This window comes from Proteus vulgaris (genome assembly GCF_016647575.1).
GTDB lineage: Bacteria > Pseudomonadota > Gammaproteobacteria > Enterobacterales > Enterobacteriaceae > Proteus > Proteus mirabilis_B.
Genome location: NZ_CP032663.1, coordinates 523308 through 543567, shown reverse-complemented (window position 1 = coordinate 543567; position 20260 = coordinate 523308). Strand labels below are relative to the sequence as shown.

General features: G+C 38.1%; 21 protein-coding genes. 17 read left to right on the top strand and 4 right to left on the bottom strand.

All coding sequences use genetic code 11. The features are described from left to right. Positions 1 to 13 precede the first annotated feature (13 nt). The 7 genes from D7029_RS02605 (at position 14) to D7029_RS02575 (ending at position 5786) form a co-directional block, all read left to right on the top strand. Positions 14 to 262: a YhdT family protein gene (locus tag D7029_RS02605; protein ID WP_023582900.1), complete on the top strand. Its 249-nt coding sequence runs from the start codon at positions 14 to 16 to the stop codon at positions 260 to 262. After that, positions 252 to 1697, top strand: a complete 1446-nt coding sequence (panF, locus tag D7029_RS02600; protein ID WP_165126761.1) for a sodium/pantothenate symporter — start codon at positions 252 to 254, stop codon at positions 1695 to 1697. The genes D7029_RS02605 and panF overlap by 11 nt, the downstream gene beginning before the upstream one ends. A 23-nt stretch (positions 1698 to 1720) precedes the next feature. Further along, positions 1721 to 2602, top strand: coding sequence for a 50S ribosomal protein L11 methyltransferase (gene prmA / locus D7029_RS02595; RefSeq protein WP_088493827.1), 882 nt, complete (start codon positions 1721 to 1723; stop codon positions 2600 to 2602). A gap of 321 nt (positions 2603 to 2923) precedes the next feature. Next, entirely contained in the window at positions 2924 to 3895 is a 972-nt protein-coding gene (dusB, locus tag D7029_RS02590) for a tRNA dihydrouridine synthase DusB (RefSeq protein ID WP_069368388.1), read from the top strand. A gap of 20 nt (positions 3896 to 3915) precedes the next feature. Further along, positions 3916 to 4212 carry a DNA-binding transcriptional regulator Fis gene (fis, locus tag D7029_RS02585; RefSeq protein ID WP_004245342.1) on the top strand — a complete coding sequence of 99 codons (297 nt, stop codon included), beginning with the start codon at positions 3916 to 3918 and terminating at the stop codon, positions 4210 to 4212. A gap of 187 nt (positions 4213 to 4399) precedes the next feature. After that, the gene (locus D7029_RS02580) at positions 4400 to 5032 is read left to right on the top strand and encodes a hypothetical protein (protein WP_194951770.1); all 633 of its coding nucleotides are present in this window, start codon (positions 4400 to 4402) and stop codon (positions 5030 to 5032) included. Between the two features lies 1 nt (position 5033). After that, positions 5034 to 5786 (top strand): DUF3307 domain-containing protein, encoded by a 753-nt coding sequence (locus tag D7029_RS02575; RefSeq protein WP_194951769.1) that lies wholly within the window; start codon positions 5034 to 5036, stop codon positions 5784 to 5786. 4 nt (positions 5787 to 5790) lie between these two features. Here the strand turns inward: D7029_RS02575 and D7029_RS02570 are convergent, their stop codons facing one another. Then, positions 5791 to 6318: an SMI1/KNR4 family protein gene (locus D7029_RS02570; protein WP_194951768.1), complete on the bottom strand. Its 528-nt coding sequence runs from the start codon at positions 6316 to 6318 to the stop codon at positions 5791 to 5793. A gap of 137 nt (positions 6319 to 6455) precedes the next feature. On the opposite strand from D7029_RS02570, the gene D7029_RS02565 reads away from it, so the two are divergent. From D7029_RS02565 to D7029_RS02555, 3 genes are all read left to right on the top strand, one after another. Then, positions 6456 to 7217, top strand: coding sequence for a hypothetical protein (locus D7029_RS02565; RefSeq protein WP_194951767.1), 762 nt, complete (start codon positions 6456 to 6458; stop codon positions 7215 to 7217). Between the two features lie 341 nt (positions 7218 to 7558). Next, positions 7559 to 8797: a hypothetical protein gene (locus D7029_RS02560; protein WP_194951766.1), complete on the top strand. Its 1239-nt coding sequence runs from the start codon at positions 7559 to 7561 to the stop codon at positions 8795 to 8797. Positions 8798 to 9047: 250 nt separating this feature from the next. Further along, on the top strand, positions 9048 to 10241 hold the full coding sequence (locus D7029_RS02555; RefSeq protein ID WP_194951765.1) for a cyanate transporter: 1194 nt from the start codon (positions 9048 to 9050) through the stop codon (positions 10239 to 10241). Between the two features lie 95 nt (positions 10242 to 10336). Here the strand turns inward: D7029_RS02555 and D7029_RS02550 are convergent, their stop codons facing one another. Then, positions 10337 to 11284 (bottom strand): carbamate kinase family protein, encoded by a 948-nt coding sequence (locus tag D7029_RS02550; protein WP_194951764.1) that lies wholly within the window; start codon positions 11282 to 11284, stop codon positions 10337 to 10339. Positions 11285 to 11607: 323 nt separating this feature from the next. Further along, a complete protein-coding gene (locus D7029_RS02545; RefSeq protein ID WP_194951763.1) occupies positions 11608 to 12342 on the bottom strand; it encodes a glycerophosphodiester phosphodiesterase family protein in 735 nt (244 codons plus the stop codon). A 174-nt stretch (positions 12343 to 12516) separates the two neighbouring features. On the opposite strand from D7029_RS02545, the gene ugpB reads away from it, so the two are divergent. The 5 genes from ugpB to D7029_RS02520 all read left to right on the top strand — a co-directional run bounded on the left by ugpB (position 12517) and on the right by D7029_RS02520 (position 17969). Then, positions 12517 to 13824: a sn-glycerol-3-phosphate ABC transporter substrate-binding protein UgpB gene (gene ugpB / locus D7029_RS02540; RefSeq protein ID WP_194951762.1), complete on the top strand. Its 1308-nt coding sequence runs from the start codon at positions 12517 to 12519 to the stop codon at positions 13822 to 13824. 62 nt (positions 13825 to 13886) lie between these two features. Then, entirely contained in the window at positions 13887 to 14771 is an 885-nt protein-coding gene (gene ugpA, locus D7029_RS02535; protein ID WP_194951761.1) for a sn-glycerol-3-phosphate ABC transporter permease UgpA, read from the top strand. Then, positions 14771 to 15619: a sn-glycerol-3-phosphate ABC transporter permease UgpE gene (gene ugpE, locus D7029_RS02530; RefSeq protein WP_194951760.1), complete on the top strand. Its 849-nt coding sequence runs from the start codon at positions 14771 to 14773 to the stop codon at positions 15617 to 15619. The genes ugpA and ugpE overlap by 1 nt, the downstream gene beginning before the upstream one ends. A 1-nt stretch (position 15620) precedes the next feature. Further along, a complete protein-coding gene (gene ugpC / locus D7029_RS02525; protein WP_194951759.1) occupies positions 15621 to 16721 on the top strand; it encodes a sn-glycerol-3-phosphate ABC transporter ATP-binding protein UgpC in 1101 nt (366 codons plus the stop codon). A gap of 495 nt (positions 16722 to 17216) precedes the next feature. After that, positions 17217 to 17969: a M48 family metallopeptidase gene (locus D7029_RS02520; RefSeq protein ID WP_088493840.1), complete on the top strand. Its 753-nt coding sequence runs from the start codon at positions 17217 to 17219 to the stop codon at positions 17967 to 17969. Positions 17970 to 18022: 53 nt separating this feature from the next. On the opposite strand, the gene D7029_RS02515 is transcribed toward D7029_RS02520, so the two are convergent. Continuing rightward, positions 18023 to 18490 (bottom strand): MarR family winged helix-turn-helix transcriptional regulator, encoded by a 468-nt coding sequence (locus tag D7029_RS02515; RefSeq protein ID WP_194951758.1) that lies wholly within the window; start codon positions 18488 to 18490, stop codon positions 18023 to 18025. A gap of 119 nt (positions 18491 to 18609) precedes the next feature. Here D7029_RS02515 and D7029_RS02510 point away from each other — a divergent pair, with 119 nt between their 5' ends. Both D7029_RS02510 and panM read left to right on the top strand, forming a co-directional pair. Continuing rightward, a complete protein-coding gene (locus tag D7029_RS02510) occupies positions 18610 to 19809 on the top strand; it encodes an MFS transporter (RefSeq protein ID WP_194951757.1) in 1200 nt (399 codons plus the stop codon). Continuing rightward, positions 19809 to 20216 carry an aspartate 1-decarboxylase autocleavage activator PanM gene (gene panM, locus D7029_RS02505; RefSeq protein ID WP_194951756.1) on the top strand — a complete coding sequence of 136 codons (408 nt, stop codon included), beginning with the start codon at positions 19809 to 19811 and terminating at the stop codon, positions 20214 to 20216. Before D7029_RS02510 ends, panM begins: the two co-directional genes overlap by 1 nt. The last annotated feature ends 44 nt before the right edge of the window (positions 20217 to 20260 follow it).

Genomic DNA, 20260 nt, shown 5'->3' with positions numbered 1-20260 from the left:
ATTGGGAGAACAGATGGACAAACGTTTTGTTCAGGCCCACAAAGAAGCCCTTTGGGCCCTAATTTTAACTTTTATGTATTTGTTAGGTTGGTTAATTACCGCCTATTTACCTGATAACACACTAGGCATTACTGGTTTACCTCTTTGGTTTGAGCTTTCATGCTTATTCTTACCTGTTTTGTTTTTTCTATTGTGCTATCTGATGGTGCGCTACTTTTTCAAAGATATGCCGTTAGGAGATGAGCATGACGATGCAAACTGAGGTCATAGTGCCATTGATTGGCTACCTTCTGCTGGTCTTTCTGCTGTCGGCTTACGCATATCGTAAGCGCGAAAAAGGCGAGTTTCTTAACGAATATTTTCTTGGTAACCGCTCAATGGGTGGCTTCGTGCTAGCCATGACTATCACTGCCACTTATGTCAGTGCCAGCTCCTTTATTGGCGGGCCGGGTGCTGCCTATAAATACGGTATTGGTTGGGTATTACTTTCGATGATCCAACTTCCCGCTATTTGGCTCTCTCTGGGGGTTTTAGGGAAAAAGTTTGCCATTTTAGCGCGCCGTTATAATGCCGTTACCTTAAACGATATGCTCTATGCGCGTTACAAAAGCCGTTTTCTAGTCTGGTTTGCCAGTTTAAGCCTGTTAGTCGCTTTTGTCGGCGCAATGACAGTGCAATTTATTGGTGGAGCACGTTTATTAGAAACTGCGGCAGGTATTCCTTATGAATTCGGCTTGCTGATCTTTGGGATCTCCATTGCTCTGTACACTGCGATTGGTGGATTTAGAGCCAGTGTATTAAACGATGCCTTACAAGGCCTTGTGATGCTGCTTGGTACCTTTATTCTCCTGTTTGCCATTATCTATAAAGCAGGCGGATTAGATGTTGCAATACAAAAACTCAATGCAATCGATCCTGCATTAACATCTCCCCAAGGGGCGGATGGTATTTTAAGTGGCCCATTTATGGCTTCATTTTGGGTACTGGTCTGTTTTGGTGTTATTGGCTTGCCACATACTGCGGTACGTTGCATCTCTTACAAAGACAGTAAAGCCATGCATAAAGGGATCATCATTGGCACCATTGTGATGTCATTATTGATGTTTGGTATGCACTTTGCTGGCGCATTAGGTCGAGCGATCATTCCTGATCTAACTGTTCCTGATCAGGTTATTCCAACACTAATGGTTGAAGTCTTACCGCCTATTGCAGCAGGTATTTTTCTTGCGGCACCGATGGCGGCCATTATGTCGACGATTAATGCGCAACTGTTACAATCGTCAGCAACGTTGGTCAAAGATCTCTATCTCAATATCGCCCCACATGCGATCACGAATGAGAAACGTATCTCTCGTTTATCGAGCCTGTCGACCTTGATTTTAGGTGTGTTACTGCTGTTTGCCGCATGGAACCCACCATCGATGATTATTTGGCTTAACTTACTGGCTTTTGGTGGCCTACAAGCGGTTTTCTTATGGCCTTTAGTTCTTGGGCTTTATTGGGAAAAAGCCAACCGTTATGGCGCGATTGCGGGCATGATCACTGGTGCCACACTCTATGCCACCCTTGCGACATTTAATATCCAGATAGCTGGATTCCACCCCATTGTTCCATCACTGTTATTGAGCTTAGTTGCGTTTCTTGTGGCTAATCGATTTGGAGAGCATACTCTGCCCCAATCAGCATCATTACAGTGAATTCGTTTTTAAAGAGACTAATTATGCCTTGGATACAATTAAGACTTAATGCAACCGCCGCTAATGCAGAAGCTATTGGTGATGAACTGGTTGAAAGCGGTGCCGTTTCAGTGACTTTCCAAGATAGTCACGATACCCCTATTTTTGAACCTTTACCGGGTGAAACTCGTCTTTGGGGTGATACTGACGTTATCGGTTTATATGATGCAGAAACTGACATGAAAATCGTTGTGGCGATGTTAGAAAATACGCCATTACTCGGTCAAGGTTTCCTGCACAAAATTGAACAACTCGAAGATAAAGATTGGGAACGTGAGTGGATGGATAACTTCCACCCGATGCGTTTTGGCGAGCGTTTATGGATTTGCCCAAGCTGGCGTGAAGTACCTGATCCTAACGCCGTTAACGTCATGCTAGACCCTGGTCTTGCATTTGGTACAGGTACCCACCCTACCACCTCATTATGCCTTCAGTGGCTTGATGGTTTAGATTTAGTGGGTAAAACGGTTATCGACTTCGGTTGTGGCTCTGGCATTTTAGCTATTGCGGCATTAAAACTGGGTGCAGCAAAAGCGATTGGTATTGATATCGACCCTCAAGCTATCCAAGCAAGTCGTGATAATGCACAGCGTAATGGTGTTTCTGACGCACTCACACTGTATCTTGCAAAAGACCAGCCTGATAACCTCAGTGCTGATGTTGTAGTCGCCAATATTTTAGCAGGTCCATTGCGTGAACTGGCACCAGTTATCAGTACACTGCCTCGCCAAGGTGGGCATCTAGGTCTTTCAGGTGTGTTAGCGACACAAGCAGAAGGTGTAGCTGCTGCCTATGAAGGATTATTTAACTTAGATCCTGTTGCTGAAAAAGAAGAGTGGTGCCGTATTACCGGCGTGAAAAAATAACACTGAACAAATATTAACCAAAATGAGATGATCTCATTGCGTTAAAATTTCACTTAATTATTGTTTATCAGGCATTAATCACATTTTTGCCTGATAAACTCTACTTAGTTTCACTTGTTTATCAATTCTATATCATCAATTTTTAATTTTTTAAAAATACATAACATTATGTTTTTATTGATTAAATAATGAATTCATAAAAAATCAAGTGTAAAAAAGTAACTTTTTTTCGCGATTTGGTTAAACTTTGTCCTTTCATATCTGGCAAAAAATGCGTAATATACGCGCCCTTGCAGTCACAGTTTGGCCCTCTTTTCATCTATGCGAATCGGACAGTATCAGTTAAAAAATTGCCTTATCGCGGCTCCCATGGCTGGCGTTACAGACCGACCTTTTCGGTCGCTTTGCTATGATATGGGTGCGGGTATGACAGTTTCTGAAATGCTTTCTTCCAATCCTCAGGTTTGGCAGACAGACAAGTCTCGGTTACGAATGGTACATAGTGATGAATTGGGGATCCGCTCCGTACAAATTGCAGGAAGTGATCCCGTTGATATGGCGGCAGCTGCGAAAATAAACGCAGATAGTGGCGCTCAAATTATCGACATTAACATGGGTTGTCCTGCAAAAAAGGTGAATAAAAAGCTAGCCGGTTCAGCACTACTTCGTCATCCCGACCTTGTCGCAGAGATCCTCTCTGCTGTGGTTAACGCGGTAGATGTTCCTGTTACTCTCAAGATCCGTACTGGCTGGTCACCTGATGAACGTAACTGTGTAGAGATTGCCAAATTGGCTGAACGTTGTGGTATTCAGGCTCTCACTATTCATGGACGTACACGCGAGTGTTTGTTCAAAGGGGAAGCCGAATACGACAGCATTCGGACAGTTAAGCAGAGTGTTTCTATTCCCATTATTGCGAATGGAGACATAACAGACCCGCTAAAAGCCAGAGCAGTATTAGACTACACTGGAGCCGATGCTTTGATGATCGGTCGCGCTGCTCAGGGAAGACCCTGGATCTTTCGGGAAATCCAGCACTATCTGGACACAGGTGAACTGTTGCCCCCTCTGCCGATTGCAGAGGTACAACAAATAATGCAAAAGCATGTGCGTGAGTTGCACGACTTTTACGGTCAAGGCAAAGGAACTCGCATTGCACGCAAGCATGTCTCTTGGTATCTCAAGGAACATGCCCCTGATGACCAGTTTCGGCGCTCCTTCAACGCCATAGAGGATGCCAGCGAACAGCTGGAGGCGTTGGAAGCATATTTCGAAAATTTTTTGCGTAAATAAATAAAAGAGCTGACAGAACTATGTTCGAACAACGCGTAAATTCAGACGTACTAACAGTTGCCACCGTAAATTCACAAGATCAGGTGACCCAAAAACCTTTACGTGACTCAGTTAAACAAGCACTGAAGAACTATTTTGCTCAATTAAACGGTCAAGATGTTAATGACTTATATGAGCTAGTATTGGCTGAAGTTGAACAGCCATTGTTGGACATGGTAATGCAGTACACCCGTGGCAACCAAACGCGTGCAGCGCAAATGATGGGCATTAACCGCGGCACACTGCGTAAGAAACTGAAAAAATACGGCATGAACTGATCCTAGTCAGTTAAGTCTATTTTTATAAAAAGCCTTTTCTGGTTTTCCAGAAAAGGCTTTTTTGTTGCTTATTTTTCATACTTTCTCTATAAAGTTAATGTGCATGTTACCATATTTGGTAACATGACAGAATGTTACCAAATATGGTAACATTCTACTCAACCCACAAAATAATAAGAGACAAAAGATGAATAAAGACATCGTAAGTGTCATTACAGGCGATATCATTGATTCTAAAAATATCCCCACCCAAAACTATGACCTTATGCTCTACACTTTGGAGCAAACAGTTCAGCTACTCTCAGAACAGTTACCAATTAAATATGATCGATACCGTGGCGATTCTTTTCAGATTGTTTGCTTACAAGCAGAGGATGCTATCAAAGCCGCCATCGTCATCCAATTGGCACTAAAAACGTCAAATCTAGAAATCAGTGCTCGTCAAAGTATTGGCATCGGCAAAATTGACTCATTGCGTAATGATGTAAGAACTTCAATTGGTGAGGCCTTTATTTTATCTGGTGAAGGACTCGATAAAATTAAAGGTGAAATTTTGACAATATCGGCATCTAACTCAGATTTTCAACAAAACATTACCTTAGTCACTAAGTATTTAAATATACAACTCAAAGAAATTACTCGAGCACAAGCGCAAGTTTTACTTAAATACATGGTCAATAAAGATAAATCTCACTATGCTATCGCTGATGAATTAAAAAAATCGAGAAGTAATATTACTAGATTATTAAATGCTAGCCACTACCAGTTAATAGATGAATATATTCAATACTTTAATTATTTAATTAACAAGGCTTATTGATATGTATAATTTCGCACTTCTTATATCTCTCTATATTGCTCATATTGCTTTTGATTTTTATTTACAACCTAAAGCATGGATAGAGGCGCGAAATACTCTACATTACAAATCTAAAGAGCTTTACTTACACTCACTACTGCAAGGTGGGATAACCTTTACTATTCTCGTTTTAATGACAGAGATAAGTTTTGGTTCTATTTTCATTTACAGTGTTATTGTATTAATAACACACTATCTTTTCGATCTTGGAAAATCTTATACTGATAACTCTTTAAAATGGTTTATTACTGATCAAGCTCTTCATTTATTCGTAATTACCTTTTTATGGATAATCTTAATTGATCAAAATACTCAAATATTCCATGATCTTAGTTTTAAAAATATTAACTATAAATATTTGATTGTTATTCTTGCCTACATCATTATTTTAAAGCCGATTTCTATCCTTATTTATATGTTACTCAAGAAATGGACACCTGTTGCAGAAGAAGGCTCAACGCTCGTTTCTGCTGGCCAATCTATTGGTTACTTGGAAAGAATGCTTATTTTAACTTTCATTCTTTTAAACCAATTTGCAGCAATTGGTTTTTTACTAGCAGCTAAATCTATATTTAGATTTGGTGAGTTACAAAATGACCAAGATAAAAAACTAACAGAATATGTTATGTTAGGTACACTTATTAGCTTTAGCATCTCCATCCTTACTGGGCTTGCCACAACATACCTAGTAACTCAATTACCCATAGGCAAATAACCCATCAACTGTCTGAAATAAACGTTATATTCTCTGATGGAAACCCTGCCGGAAATGACTGGCAACATATTCGTTTTGATAACACACCTTCTAAAAATCCCGTCAGATTTTCTGCAATAAATTCTACTTCAGAGGCTCTGGATGGAATAATAGCCATTGTCCATAAATTGCTATTATTGGATGAAACAACCCAAAAAAGCGTATCTCCATTATCTGTCTCCCCAATAGGCAAAAGCCCATTATTTTTAGGGTACAGATGAAAAGTATAATAATCAGGATCGTCCTGTATTAATGAATCAAAATCCTTAAGGATTGCCTCTTTTTGCTGAAAGAAATTAAGATAGTCATTCTCACTAAATGGATTAAATAGCGTAATGAAATTGGCTATGTGTCCTGAACCATATTGCGTGACAAATTCAATATAGTCTTGAGGAAAGGTGTATCGATTATCAAGAAGAGGCCATTCCTTGTCTTCTCCTCGTTCTATTGAACATAGAGGTATTGGTAGCCACTGATTTAATGCTGTTAACATTCTATCCTCACTGATTTGATTTCCATTTTATCACTCAATTTATGGTATTTTATCTTTACCTTATTTTGATCATAACTTTGCTAATTTCTATCACTCTAGATACGTGATAAAAATGCGATACCAACAAGACGATAATAATGATAATACCTTCACATACCATTACATTTATTGATAGCGCTTACCCTAAACCTCATAACATTGAAGAATTTGTCTGGTCTGGGCGATTAGATAAACATGGCCAACTTTGGTTTGATCTGCATCTTAGAAGTGCCAGTTACTATTTAAGTGAAGGTGAGGATTATCTTGATGATATAGACGAAGATGAGTTAGATGACGAGGAAGAATATACCAGCCTCGTTGATTGGCAATCTAGAATTGTCTGGGATAATTATCATCGTTGCACTCTCTCTTCAACATTTTGGTCAGATGAAAAAGGCATTTTGCTGAGTTCAGGCGAAGTTCCTTTTGATTTTGACAATTTTATCACGCACCAATTTAATCTTGATACTGCCCCACAAATAAATCATTCTGACGATGACGATGAGGATGAGCCAACAGAAATCTCCGCATTCAGTATTTATTTATTAGGACATGATGAATGTAAAAATCATCAAATTCACTTCCAACGTCAACAAGATAACACTTATCACATTAATTGGAGTGGAAAAATCGCACTAACTTATGGGGGATTTGATGAGTTTATCCATCAATTTATTGCAAGATTAGAAAATATTTCTTTTGATGGTTTTTACTTCCCTAAATCATGGGATTTAGATAAAGCGACAGTTGAATTTAAAAAAGTACTTTCTCATTTTGAACACTATAAATTCACATCGATTAATCCTAAAAGCCAAATAAAACAATGGAAATTAAGTTATATAGGTGAAACTCAACCGTAAAATCACCTACTTCTAACACTGGCATCAATATTCTATTTAGATAAACATTCCTTTAATAACAGGCAATGTTTATCTTTATCAATTAGTTATAATTAGCATTATCTTTTATAAGATATACAGAGAATAATCAGTGATATAAAGTCATGACTCTCATTTTATCTCTGTTATGTTATTAAAATATTTATCACCTATAATTTTCAAATAATAAAAATTATATTTTATTTATATTAGATATTTATTACTTAAATCATGGTTTAAAAAATACGTAATTAAACAGTATCTATTAAAAGCCAATATCATGTATTATCTTTGCCATTATTATCCTCCCCTTAGGTACTATAATGTCTAGCAATTCAGAAATTGACTATTCCAATAATGAATCAAAAAATATCTGTTTTTATATCATGCTATTAATAGGGGCACCTAGCTTTATCGCGCCAGAGTTTTCATTTATTACTCTACCTATTATCATGTTTTCGTCCGCTGCCTATTTTATCTATTTTCTTATTTCTGAAGGTCATGCATCAGAGATAGTATGGGGAATATTAAAAGGCTTTTTGATCATTATTATTGCCAGCATTATTCCTTTTATTGGCCCGATTATCCTGATTGGCTGGATAATCTATAATATTGCTAAAGCAGTAGACAGTATAAAAAGTCTTTTCCCTGAAGCTGTTTTTAGCATCATTCTCTATGCTTGCTTGGCTTATCCCTTAATTGATTTCTTAGCAACTCGCCATGAAGTTAATTATATTCCTCGTATAATCGCGGGGCTTATTTATGTTGTTGTCGCATTTAACTACAATAATCGATTAAAAAAACAAGCTTCATCAACCAAAGACCAACTCTTTAAACTTTCATTAATGTGGATCTCTGCGCCTCTTATCGCCATATTAATTATCACCATTGTTTCTGCGGTACGTTCAGCCTTTAGAACCGTGATCAGCACAACGACATCACCTATCCGAGTTACCCAAAACGTATCAGGCTATGTACGTGGTGACACTATTGTCAGTAATTACACTCGTGAAGTCTCCAGAACAATTACCACTACCACAACCTCGATATTGCCGGGGGCTGGCGCGATGACTGCATCTGTTGCAGGCAATCTCACACCTAAACAGCAAAACACCACATCACCAGAGTTACCTGAAGTGACCTATATGTCTCTTGCTAAAGTCACTGAATTTGAAACTAATAAAGACCAGCATTTTTATCATCATAGTGATTTGGATAATAAAAAAATCACCCACTTCTTTCAAAAAGCCATGAATGTATTGGGTGAGCCTTTATTCAATAAAAATGATATTCGTTACTATTTTGATGAAACGGTTTTTGGTAAAGGTGATCACGGCGTTGTCTTAACTGAAGATGGCGTTTACTGCGTTTTAAGTAAATTATATGACTCCTTCTACCTTCCTTATGATGATATTGAGAATGTAATTGTAAAAGGAAAAATTTCTAAAGAGATTGTTATTACTGATAAAAATAACGAAATTTATACCATTACACTGACTCAATCGAATAAAGGCGCAGAAAAAATAGCGCAACTTATTCGTGAATTTAGCTGTCTTTCATAACCATCGTTATTTTCTCGTTTTCTTATTAAGGCAGTGCACATATTTTAAATCTGTGCATTGCCTTATTTTATGATTGAGCCTCTTTATCTTCGATTAAATACGCTATCAATATTCTGAGTGGATGTTCCTAACAATGCATCTAGCCCACATTCAATCGCAGTAAATAAAACCTAAATTATTAATATAGCCATTTGTTTATACAGATATTGTCTATACAATAGACAATATTTATGTTTATCAGGGAATTACAATGACTGCCTTACCAAGAAAAAAAACATGGCAGATTGTCCTCACTATTATTTTAGTTGGGATAAATTTACGCCCATTCTTAACTGGTCCCGGCCCTGTTATTGACAATATTATTGTCTCAACAGGAATGAGTTATAGCCAAGTCTCATTACTTACACTATTACCCATGCTTTTAATGGGAATAGGCGCATTAATCGTTCCCTTCTTACAGCCTTATATTCAAGTCCGAAAAGGGCTTTTAGTCGCAATGCTAATGCTTCTGATGGGCTCTTTTTCTCGAGCTTATGTTTCTGATGGCAACCAGCTATTACTGACAGCACTCTTTTGTGGTTTAAGCGTCGCCTATATTCAAGCAGTATTTCCCGGCATTATTAAAGGGTGGTTTGGAAATCGAACGCCTATCATGATGGGTTTATATTCCGCTATGCTTATGGGCGGAGGCGCACTCGGGGCGCAATTATCCCCTATTCTTACTGCAACTTATGGACATTGGCAAAGCGCTTTAGCGTGGTTTGCTCTCCCCGCAGGCTTTGCATTTATCGCTATTCTTTTCTCAATTCAAAACAGTGCCTCATCTGCAAATAAAATATCACTAAATGCCTTAATTTGGCGTCCTAGAACAGGATTGCTTATCTTAGGATTTGGTTGCGTTAATGCAGGTTATGCCTCTGTTGTGACATGGTTAGCGCCATTCTACCAATCTTTAGGAATGCCAAGCGCCCAAAGTGGCTCACTTGTCGCTATTCTTTCTCTTTTCCAAGCTTCTGCCGCTTTAATTATTCCTTTCTTAGCAGCTAAAAATCACGACAGGCGTTTTTGGCTTACGATAACATTAATAAGCCAATTTATCGGTTTCGGCGCAATCATGACTATTCCGATGAGCGCCCCTTATCTTTGGAGTATTTTCTTAGGCTGTGGTTTGGGGGGATGTTTTTCCATGATGATGATTGTCGCTCTCGATCATATTCCTGATCCAGCACAAGCTGGTGCTCTGTCAGCATTAATGCAAGGCGGTGGCTTTATTATTGCGGCTTTCGGCCCATTAATTGCAGTGCTATTACGCCAGCCTGATGGAAGTTTTACTTATGCATGGGCATTTCATGCCATTTTAGTAATTGTGACTATAGGATTATTTGCACGATTAAACCCTCGTCATTATGCGAAAGCCTATCCCGCAAATCATCCTACTCAATAACGCCCTATATTTAAGACTCATATAAAATAAGCGCCTTACTTTTTACAGATAAGGCGCTTATTAAAGAGATAATCGAATATTACTGATGGAGATAATTAAGCAACGATATGCGTTCCAGTTTCACCTTTTAAGGCTGAAGCCAATTTTTCTGGCGTTGTGATAATCACTCTTTTTCCACCAGCAGCTAAAAATGAGAGACTAGCTTCAATTTTAGGAAGCATACTTCCCGGAGGGAAATGCCCTTCATGCATATATTGTTTCATTTCTTCAACCGACGTTTCACCTAATGCCTTTTGTTCTGGTTTACCGAAATGAATACAGACTTTTTCAACACCCGTTGTGATAATAAGAATATCTGCATGTAATTCTTTTGCGAGCAATGTCGATGACAGATCTTTATCAATAACTGCATCAACACTTTGGTAATTGCCATGTTCATTTTTGATAACTGGAATACCGCCACCGCCTACCGCAATCACAACATAGCCACATTCTGATAGTGATTTAATTGCCTTAGATTCAATAACATGTTGTGGAATTGGAGAGGCAACAACACGGCGATAACCACGACCTGAGTCTTCAACAAAATGCCATTGAGGATTTTCTTGCTTTAATTGCACCATCTCTTGTTCTGAGAAAAATGCACCAATAGGTTTTGTTGGAGAAACAAAATTTGGATCGTTTTTATCGACTTCAACTTGTGTAATAAGGGTGATCGCTTGTTTATTTTGTTGAACACGAAGCTTATTCGTTAACGCTTGTTGTATTAAATAACCAATACCGCCTTGTGTATCTGCAACACAATTAGCTAATGGTGTTAACGGTAAACCTTCTTGCACATGCGCCACTTCAGCGCGACGTAAATCAAGCCCTACTTGTGGCCCATTACCATGTGTTAAAACAATATTATACCCTTCAGCCACCATATCACTAATATGGGCTGCAACCTCTTGTACTGCTTGTTCTTGATGAGCGATAGACTGGCTAGCATTGTCTTTAATAATACTGTTGCCTCCTATGGCAACAACAACGAGTTCTTTCATATTTCACTCTCAATTATATTATTGGCAATTAAAGTAGAAATAACACGCCTCTACTCTTAGAGGTTGGGTTGATAAGGTCGCCATATTCGCTAACCATTTTCCCCATTTTTATTTTTAATGAGATAAACATTATTATGTTGAACAATATCTATTCATTAATTGCGCAGGATAATAGCAGAGAATGTAAATAAAACACCTATTACTCAACGATCCTCTTATTTAATTTCTGTAAATGGAATAAGGAAGAAAGGAGATGAGAGGCGTCATCAAACACATCAATAACGCCTTATTCAGTACAAATAAGCGGGATAGTTAGTACTTTTTCATTTTGCTATTTGATAAACATCCGGTTGATAAACATCAGGCATATCAGTAATTAGCATATCAACACCCCATTGCTCAAAATCTTTCACCTCTTCAGGATCATTCGGGGTATAACAATAAATTTCATAGCCTGCTTGTTTTAACCATTGCGCTTGTTCTTGCGTAAGGTACTTGTAATTACAATGCACGCTAAAACCATCAATTGCTTTTAGCGTTTCTAGCGCATTATCAGGGATCTCATCCCATAATTGCCCTCTACGAATAAAAGGCAAATATCGTTTCATAATAATAAGTGCATGTGTATCAAAAGAAGAAAATAGAATTTGCTCATTCGGAATATCTGCACTTTTTATCATGTCAGAAACCGCTAAACATAAACGCTCAACATCATCATCGGGCCACGTTTTCAGCTCAATATTAAGCTTTGTTCCTGAACGCTTAATGAGCTGCAATCCTTGTCTTAAAGAAGGAATTTTCTCACCTTGATAGAGTGAACTAAACCAACTTCCTGCATCAAGGCGATGTAAATCGTCTAAGGTATGAAAACGCACAGCACCTTGCCCATTCGTGCAACGATTAACTGTTTTATCATGAATAAGCACAGGAACATGATCCGCGGTTAATTGCACATCCGTTTCAATCCATTCGCATCCGAAATCAATCGCCATTTTAAACGCAGCCAGTGTATTTTCAGGGGCTTTTCCAGAAAAACCTCGGTGAGCAGCTATCTTCATTTCTCTCTCCTTTTCATTTGTGCCGACATCATGACAACCATTTATGACAGCAATTTGACAGTCATGCCATCAATATATCTTCATTTAATTGTCACCCTTTTGTCATAAATAACATCTAGGGTAATTCGCAGATTAGATTGCACCTTTAACTTTCGATTAAAAAGGAAATTCTGCATGTCGATAAAATCAATAACAGGTCTTGCTGTTGCGATGGCGTTATTTACTTCTCCTACACACGCAAAAACACAAATTGAATGGTGGCATGCAATGGGAGGCGCGCTTGGTCAGAAAGTCAATCAAATTGCCTCTGATTTTAACGCCAGTCAATCTGAATATGAGATAAAACCTGTTTATAAAGGCACTTACGCTGAAACGATGACCAGTGCTGTGGCTTCATTTCGTGCTAAAAACCAACCCGCTATCGTGCAAGTATTTGAAGTGGGTACAGCCAGTATGATGGGGGCTAAAAAAGCTGTTTTTCCTGTTTATCAATTAATGGAAAAAACTAACGAGCCTTTTGATCCTAATAGTTATTTATCAACTGTCACGGGTTATTACACCACCAGCGACGGCAAAATGATGTCGTTGCCATTTAATAGTTCGACTCCGGTGCTTTACTACAACAAAACACTCTTTAAAAAAGCAGGCATAGAACAACCACCAAAGACATGGAAAGAGATGGAAACTGTGTCTCAAAAGCTGCTCGATTCTGGTGTTAAATGTGGATTTACCACTACATGGCAATCGTGGACACAAATCGAAAACTTTGGCGCACGCAATAATTTACCTATAGCGACAAAAAATAACGGTTTCGATGGTTTTGATACCACCTTCTTATTTAATAAGGCACCTTTCGTCGCGCATATTCAACAAATGGCAGATTGGTCGAAATCCGGTATTTTCAAATATGGCGGACGCCAATCAGATGCAATGCCTCTATTTTATACCCAAGAGTGTGCCATGGTGATGGAATCATCCGCGGGCTTTGCGGGTATTAAAGAGAACATGAAAGGTCTTGATATTGGCGTTAGCCAATTGCCTTACGACGATACTCTTGTACAAAAACCAGCAAATACCATTATTGGCGGGGCATCATTATGGGTTATGTCTGGGCGACCAGATGCCGAATATAACGGTGTTGCCAAATTTTTCACCTATCTTTCAAGTCCTGAAGTTCAAGCCGATTGGCACCAAGCAACGGGTTATTTGCCAGTTACTAAAGCGGCTTATGCATTAACACAGCAACAGGGTTTTTATCAGCAAAATCCGGGGGCTGACACTGCAATATTACAAATGACAACCTCAGAGCCTACTGCAAACTCAAAAGGATTACGCTTTGGTAATTTCCTACAAACTCGAGAAATCGTTGATGAAGAGTTAGAGAAAGTATGGTCAGGAAAACAGAGTGCTCAAGTTGCGTTAGATAATGCGGTTACACGTGGGAATGAGCAGTTACGCCGTTTTGAACGTACTCAACAATAGTCACTTGTATTAGGCGAGCAAAATAGCTCGCCTTCTGTTTTTATCGATTTACTGGATATTGTATGGCTTCTCAATCCATTTATTTCAAACAAAAATGGTTACCTCTAGCGCTGATTTTTCCTCAATTAGCTATCACACTTATCTTTTTTATTTGGCCAGCTGGGCAAGCTTTTTTTCAGTCATTTCAATTAGAAGATGCATTTGGATTGAGTCGAGAATTTGTTGGCTTTGAAAATTTTCAGCGGCTTTTTAGCAATCGTTATTATTTTGATAGTTTGATCACGACGCTTATTTTCAGTACCAGCGTTGTCTTTTTATCTATGTTATCAGCGCTGGTTTTGGCTGGCATTGCCGAACAAATTTTGCGAGGTAAACTTTTTTATCGCACCATTTTAATTTCACCTTATGCCATTGCGCCAGTTATTGCAGGCTTTCTTTGGTTATTTATGCTTGATCCCACAATTGGCGTATTAAGCCAGCAATTAAAGAAAATAGGCATTAATTGGGATCCGGTACTGAATACACATCATGCTATGTGGATGGTGATTTTAACGGCGACATGGAAACAAATAAGCTATAACTTTCTGTTTTTTCTTGCTGCCTTACAGTCTGTACCCAAATCGCTTTTAGAAGCAGCCGCTATCGATGGTAGTGGTCCGATTAAGCGCTTTATAACGATCAGTTTTCCTTTAATTTCTCCTACCACCTTTTTCTTACTCGTGGTTAATTTTGCTTATGCCTTCTTTGATACTTTCGCCATTATTCACGCGATGACGCAAGGTGGTCCCGGAAGTAGCACATCAACACTGGTTTATAAGGTTTATAACGATGGTTTTGTGGGATTAGATTTAGGCTCTTCTGCCGCACAATCCGTTATTTTGATGTTTATTGTCGCGATCTTAACCATTATTCAATTTCGCTATGTTGAGAAAAAGGTGGCTTACTGATGGTTGAACATAGACCTTTATTTCATGCTTTTTGCCACTTTATTCTTATTGTCGGCATTCTCTCTGTTGCATTCCCTGTCTGGATTGCACTTGTGGCAACAACACATCAAAACACTGAATTTGCTACTGGCTCTCCTCTTTGGTTCGGCACTGAAGGCTTCAATATTTTTAAATCGATATTTTCACAGGCAGGAACCACACAAAATAGCACCATCTCAATTAACAGCATGTTATTGAATTCATTGATTATGGCGTTAGTTATCACCATAGGGAAATTAACAATCTCGATTTTATCGGCATACGCCGTCGTTTTTTTTCGTTTTCCGGGGAGAATGCTCGCCTTTTGGACTATCTTTTTTACGTTAATGCTACCTGTTGAAGTTCGCATTATGCCTACATTTGAGGTTGTCACTAATCTCAATATGTTGAACTCTTATGCAGGTTTAACCATTCCATTAATTGCCAGCGCCACAGCCACTTTTTTATTCCGCCAATTTTTTCTTACTATCACTCCTGAATTAATTGAAGCCGCTAAAATTGATGGAGCAGGCCCTATTAAATTCTTTTTCACTATCTTACTTCCTCTTTCTCGCACCAATATTGCCGCCTTATTTGTTATCACTTTTATTTATGGCTGGAACCAATATCTTTGGCCGATGTTGATCACAACCGATACTCACTACTACACCATTGTCATGGGCATTAAACAGATGGTTGCGGTTTCTGATGGTGTTGTTGAGTGGAATAAGATCATGGCAACTACGTTAATTGCAATGTTGCCTCCCGTCCTTATTGTCATTTTGATGCAAAGAGCCTTTGTAAAAGGCTTTATTGATACGGAGAAATAACATGACAACCGTCACTCTCACAAATTTAGAAAAGTGTTATCCAAATGGTCACCAAGCTATTTCAAAATTAAATCTTTCTATTGAGCAAGGTGAAATGGTGGTGTTAGTCGGCCCAAGTGGTTGTGGTAAATCGACTTTACTGCGAATGATTGCAGGGTTAGAAACCATTACACAAGGTGATTTATTTATTGATAATTTACGGGTTAATGAGCATGAACCTAGTGAACGTGATATCGCCATGGTGTTTCAAAACTATGCTCTTTACCCTCATATGTCGGTCTATAACAATATGGCATATGGTTTACGTAATCGAAAAACACCCAAAGCAAAAATTGAAGAACTCGTTACCAATGCCGCCAAAATGCTAGAAATCAGTCATTTGCTTAATAGAAAACCTAAAGAGCTTTCAGGTGGGCAACGCCAACGTGTCGCAATGGGAAGAGCCATCATTCGTGATCCTAAAGTCTTTTTATTTGATGAACCTCTATCTAACCTTGATGCTAAATTACGGGTGCAGATGCGTCTGGAGATCAAAAAATTACAGCGAAAACTCTCCACAACCTCTATTTATGTAACACACGATCAAGTGGAAGCGATGACATTAGCCGATAAGCTGGTGGTTTTAAATCAAGGAAATATAGAGCAAGTAGGCACACCGTTAGATATTTATGAAAGCCCAGCCTCCGTGTTTGTAGCTACGTTTATGGGCTCGCCAGCAATGAATATCTTAGATACTCCGATTAATCATGGTGTGATTGAAGTCGCTGATGGGCATATTGCCGTTTCATCTCAGCATTTTTCTTATCAAGCCATTAAATTGGGTTTACGTCCTGAACATTTGATTATTAGTCATCAACATCCTCTTTTTCATGTCGATGTGGAATTTATTGAAGCACTTGGTGCAGATGTTTTGATTTATGCCACTACTTGCGATAAACAGAAACAACCTCTCGTTATTCGTGCACCAAACGATCATGGTGTGAAAGTTGGTAATAGAATAGGTCTTACCATTCACCCAGAAAATCTTCATTTCTTTAATCAACAATCAGGGAAGCGTATTAATCGCCCTTTTATGCTCATCAGTGAATTAATGGTGTCATAACGCGCTGATATCCCTTGATTCATTTTCGGTTTAATCTGAATAGCGATGTTTTAAACGTCGCTATTTATTTACCATTAAGCAATAAATATTAAAAATATAAAATTTGTCAGAATTAAACAAATAAAAACCATATCTAAACAGACTGTTGCTTTTATATTATTCCAAATAAATTAAAAACAAGATCACTCACTCTTAAAGTAAGTACAATTAAATGATGTATATAATATTTATATCAAGAAAACTTACCTTTCCAAGTTTAACTTATCAATTAATTCTCTTAAATTTAAAGAAGTTAAAATTATTAATTCATTTTTTATTTTCTATTAAGGAGATAAAAAATAATTCAATTCTACTGAAAACCGAAGAATATATATTGAGATAATATTTCTCACATAAAATGCTTATATTGCACCGATAGATAAGCGCTGTTATTCTTCTGCTCGAAATTGATCTGCAATTATATAAACTGCAAAGCAGAAAAGGACTTAATTAAAAATGAAAATTAAATTACTTGCTACGGTGATGGTATCAGCAGCGCTACTTTCTGGTTGCCAAAACATGAATACGGATATGCTGACCAAATCAGGAACTCAACTTTTCCAAGCAGCGACATTAAGTGATGACGATATCAAAGCGTTAACGAATGATGCTTGTAAAGAAATGGATGCACAAAATAAAGTTGCTCCTGCAAATAGCAACTACACCAAACGCTTAAATAACATCGCTAAAGCATTAGGTAATGAAGTTAATGGTACACCTGTAAACTATAAAGTTTATATGGATAAAGAAGTGAATGCATGGGCAATGGCTAACGGTTGTGTGCGTGTTTACAGTGGCTTAATGGATCTGATGACAGATAACGAAGTAGAAGGCGTTTTAGGTCATGAAATGGGTCACGTTGCCTTAGGTCATACTCGTAAAGCAATCCAAGTTGCTCACGCAACAGTTGCTGCACGTACAGCAGCGGCATCAGCAGGTGGTGTAGCGGCACAATTAAGTAGCTCTCAATTAGCAGAAATGGGTCAAAAATTAATTAACGCCCAGTTCTCTCAACATCAAGAATCAGAAGCTGATAATTTCTCTTACGATCTGCTGAAAAAACGCGGTGTGAATACTGCCGGTTTAGTCACAGCTTTTGATAAGCTCGCTAAATTAGGTGGCGGAGAATCAAGTATGTTCTCTTCTCACCCACCATCAAAAGAGCGTGCGGATAACATGCGTAATCGCATCGCTGAAGATAAGAAATAATTATCTTGCCCCTATATCTCATGGTATGGGGGTTTTCTTTTCAGGTTTATTTATTACGGCCGACGAAAACTATCCACAACATCGGTAAAAAAGCGTTTAATCGCCTGCTTTTCTTGCTGATCATATTGCTCAAATAGCGCAGACCATTTGGCTTGAGATTGTTGATGTAACACCTCATGAGCATGAAAAAGACGCTCTCCCTCAGCAGTTAAGATAAAAAATATTTCTTTTTGATTATCTGCTAACTTTATTTTTTCAATAGCTCCTTTCTTTTGTAGACGACTACAAATTTTTGAGACAGCCCCTCGTGTCATAGACATATATTCACTGATGGTTGTGAGATTTCTCATACTCTCTTCACCAATACAATGGATCACATGCAGTTCAGTAAGTGAATAATTATCTAACCCATTCTCTTCTAATACTTTTTTATGGCTGCTATCTGTGCGCTCATCTTTAAGATGCAAAAAATCACTTAACCCTTTTAGTAAATCTTGTGTTGTTACACTCTCTTTTGCCATTTTGTTTCCTTGGAAAAAATATTTTATAAAATAGTACCAAAAGTATTTACAACAATCAAAATATCGCTATTATCTATTTTGTTTCCATAGAAACAAAATAGATAATGAGAGGCAATATAATGAAATTATCAATCCGCAGTCTGTTTTATCTTATTTGCTTTAGCGCACTATTAGGCTCTTTGGCACAAAATATCTATACTCCTGTACTTCCCTTGGTCCAGCAGCAATTTAATACCACGTTATCATTGGTTAATTTAACGGTATCTGCATTTACTTTTGCGATGGCTGTTATGCAACTATTTTATGGTTCATTGATTGATAAATGGGGAAGAAAACCGATTTTACTCAGTGGATTAGCCGTTTCTATTGTGGGTGCATTGGGTTGTGTTTGGTCTGATTCTATAAATTTATTAATTTTTTGGCGTGTGATCCAAGCTATAGGTATCGCCGCTATCCCTGTGGTTGCCGCCACTATTCTTGGCGATCTTTATCAAGGAAACGATCGTGCTAAAGCAATGGGATCGTATCAAATGCTATTAGCGCTAGCGCCGGCTTGTGGTCCTTTATTAGGGGGATATTTAGCGCAACACTACCAATATCAAGGCATCTTTATTTTCTTGGCGGTTATAGGTGTCATATTGCTTATTACCCATCTCTTTTATTTACCAGAAACACGTCCTGAGCAAAAAGATCCCTTTAAAAGCTTATCTGCAATGCAACAAGTGCTCACTGCACCTGCGGGTAAATCCGTTTTTGTAATAAGTTTTATGGTGTTTTATAACTATTTTTGCCTCTTGGTATTTTTACCCTTGATTGCCTTTCATCTCTATCAGCTAAACAGTACTGAAATTGGTGGATTATATGTACCAATGTCGATTGCACTTATTTTAGGTAGCTATTTCTATCGTAAAGTTTGCCATCTATTTAGTGTTGAATATGGAGTGATATTCACCTCTTGTATCAATTTGATTATGTTGATGTTATTTGCACTATTTTGGCAAATCTCACTACCGATAATGCTTGGTTTAACCGTGTTATATGGGTTTTCTTTAGGTTTAACCATGCCAACGCACACGACATTATTGACAAGTTATTTTAGCTCGATGAGAGCAACGGCAATGGGGATTTATAACTTTATTCGTTATTGTGGAATGGCTGCGGGACCTATGATTTCAGTCTATTTTGTGACTGACAATAATTATGAATATGTCTTTTATTCTTGTGTGATCTTAACGAGTTTGGCATTGTGTTTCACCATTAAGACCTTAATGTCTTCATTAAAAGAAAAAAAACAAACTGCAAATCAACAGGATATTTAATGAAACTGACCATTGAAAAACTGACACAGCCCTCTGAACAAGACCGTATTGATTTAGGCAAAATTTGGCAAGATGCACGTTATCAATCAGCCCTAAAAAACGCGATCAACAACGAGAACGTACTCTTTGTGGCAAGATTTAACGAACGATTGTTAGCCGCTTGCTGGGTAAAATTATCGGATAAAAAAGCGGTTATTACTGATTTTATGGTTAGAGAAGTAACACGCCGTCGCGGTGTTGGACATTATTTACTGACACAATGCTTATCTGCCTATCCTGATATTCACCATTGGCAGGCAATAAGCTTATCAGCGGAAGAAAGCGGGTATGATATTGCTCATGCATTTTTAATGCATCATCAATTTAGTGCATCACCACAAGCTCATATTTATACCCTAACTATTTGACAGTGTTCTTACTTTAAATAATTTAAGGTGTAGCTAGGCGACAA

Bases quoted from the DNA above. Each gene is read 5' to 3' on its own strand.
- D7029_RS02575 (WP_194951769.1), top strand. From the start codon at position 5,034: ATGTATAATTTCGCACTTCTTATATCTCTCTATATTGCTCATATTGCT.
- D7029_RS02565 (WP_194951767.1), top strand. From the start codon at position 6,456: ATGATAATACCTTCACATACCATTACATTTATTGATAGCGCTTACCCT.
- D7029_RS02550 (WP_194951764.1), bottom strand. From the start codon at position 11,284: ATGAAAGAACTCGTTGTTGTTGCCATAGGAGGCAACAGTATTATTAAA.
- D7029_RS02510 (WP_194951757.1), top strand. From the start codon at position 18,610: ATGAAATTATCAATCCGCAGTCTGTTTTATCTTATTTGCTTTAGCGCA.
- D7029_RS02580 (WP_194951770.1), top strand. From the start codon at position 4,400: ATGAATAAAGACATCGTAAGTGTCATTACAGGCGATATCATTGATTCT.
- D7029_RS02520 (WP_088493840.1), top strand. From the start codon at position 17,217: ATGAAAATTAAATTACTTGCTACGGTGATGGTATCAGCAGCGCTACTT.
- panM (WP_194951756.1), top strand. From the start codon at position 19,809: ATGAAACTGACCATTGAAAAACTGACACAGCCCTCTGAACAAGACCGT.
- fis (WP_004245342.1), top strand. From the start codon at position 3,916: ATGTTCGAACAACGCGTAAATTCAGACGTACTAACAGTTGCCACCGTA.
- ugpA (WP_194951761.1), top strand. From the start codon at position 13,887: ATGGCTTCTCAATCCATTTATTTCAAACAAAAATGGTTACCTCTAGCG.
- prmA (WP_088493827.1), top strand. From the start codon at position 1,721: ATGCCTTGGATACAATTAAGACTTAATGCAACCGCCGCTAATGCAGAA.
- dusB (WP_069368388.1), top strand. From the start codon at position 2,924: ATGCGAATCGGACAGTATCAGTTAAAAAATTGCCTTATCGCGGCTCCC.
- D7029_RS02555 (WP_194951765.1), top strand. From the start codon at position 9,048: ATGACTGCCTTACCAAGAAAAAAAACATGGCAGATTGTCCTCACTATT.
- D7029_RS02560 (WP_194951766.1), top strand. From the start codon at position 7,559: ATGTCTAGCAATTCAGAAATTGACTATTCCAATAATGAATCAAAAAAT.
- D7029_RS02545 (WP_194951763.1), bottom strand. From the start codon at position 12,342: ATGAAGATAGCTGCTCACCGAGGTTTTTCTGGAAAAGCCCCTGAAAAT.
- panF (WP_165126761.1), top strand. From the start codon at position 252: ATGCAAACTGAGGTCATAGTGCCATTGATTGGCTACCTTCTGCTGGTC.
- D7029_RS02570 (WP_194951768.1), bottom strand. From the start codon at position 6,318: ATGTTAACAGCATTAAATCAGTGGCTACCAATACCTCTATGTTCAATA.
- D7029_RS02605 (WP_023582900.1), top strand. From the start codon at position 14: ATGGACAAACGTTTTGTTCAGGCCCACAAAGAAGCCCTTTGGGCCCTA.
- ugpC (WP_194951759.1), top strand. From the start codon at position 15,621: ATGACAACCGTCACTCTCACAAATTTAGAAAAGTGTTATCCAAATGGT.
- D7029_RS02515 (WP_194951758.1), bottom strand. From the start codon at position 18,490: ATGGCAAAAGAGAGTGTAACAACACAAGATTTACTAAAAGGGTTAAGT.
- ugpB (WP_194951762.1), top strand. From the start codon at position 12,517: ATGTCGATAAAATCAATAACAGGTCTTGCTGTTGCGATGGCGTTATTT.
- ugpE (WP_194951760.1), top strand. From the start codon at position 14,771: ATGGTTGAACATAGACCTTTATTTCATGCTTTTTGCCACTTTATTCTT.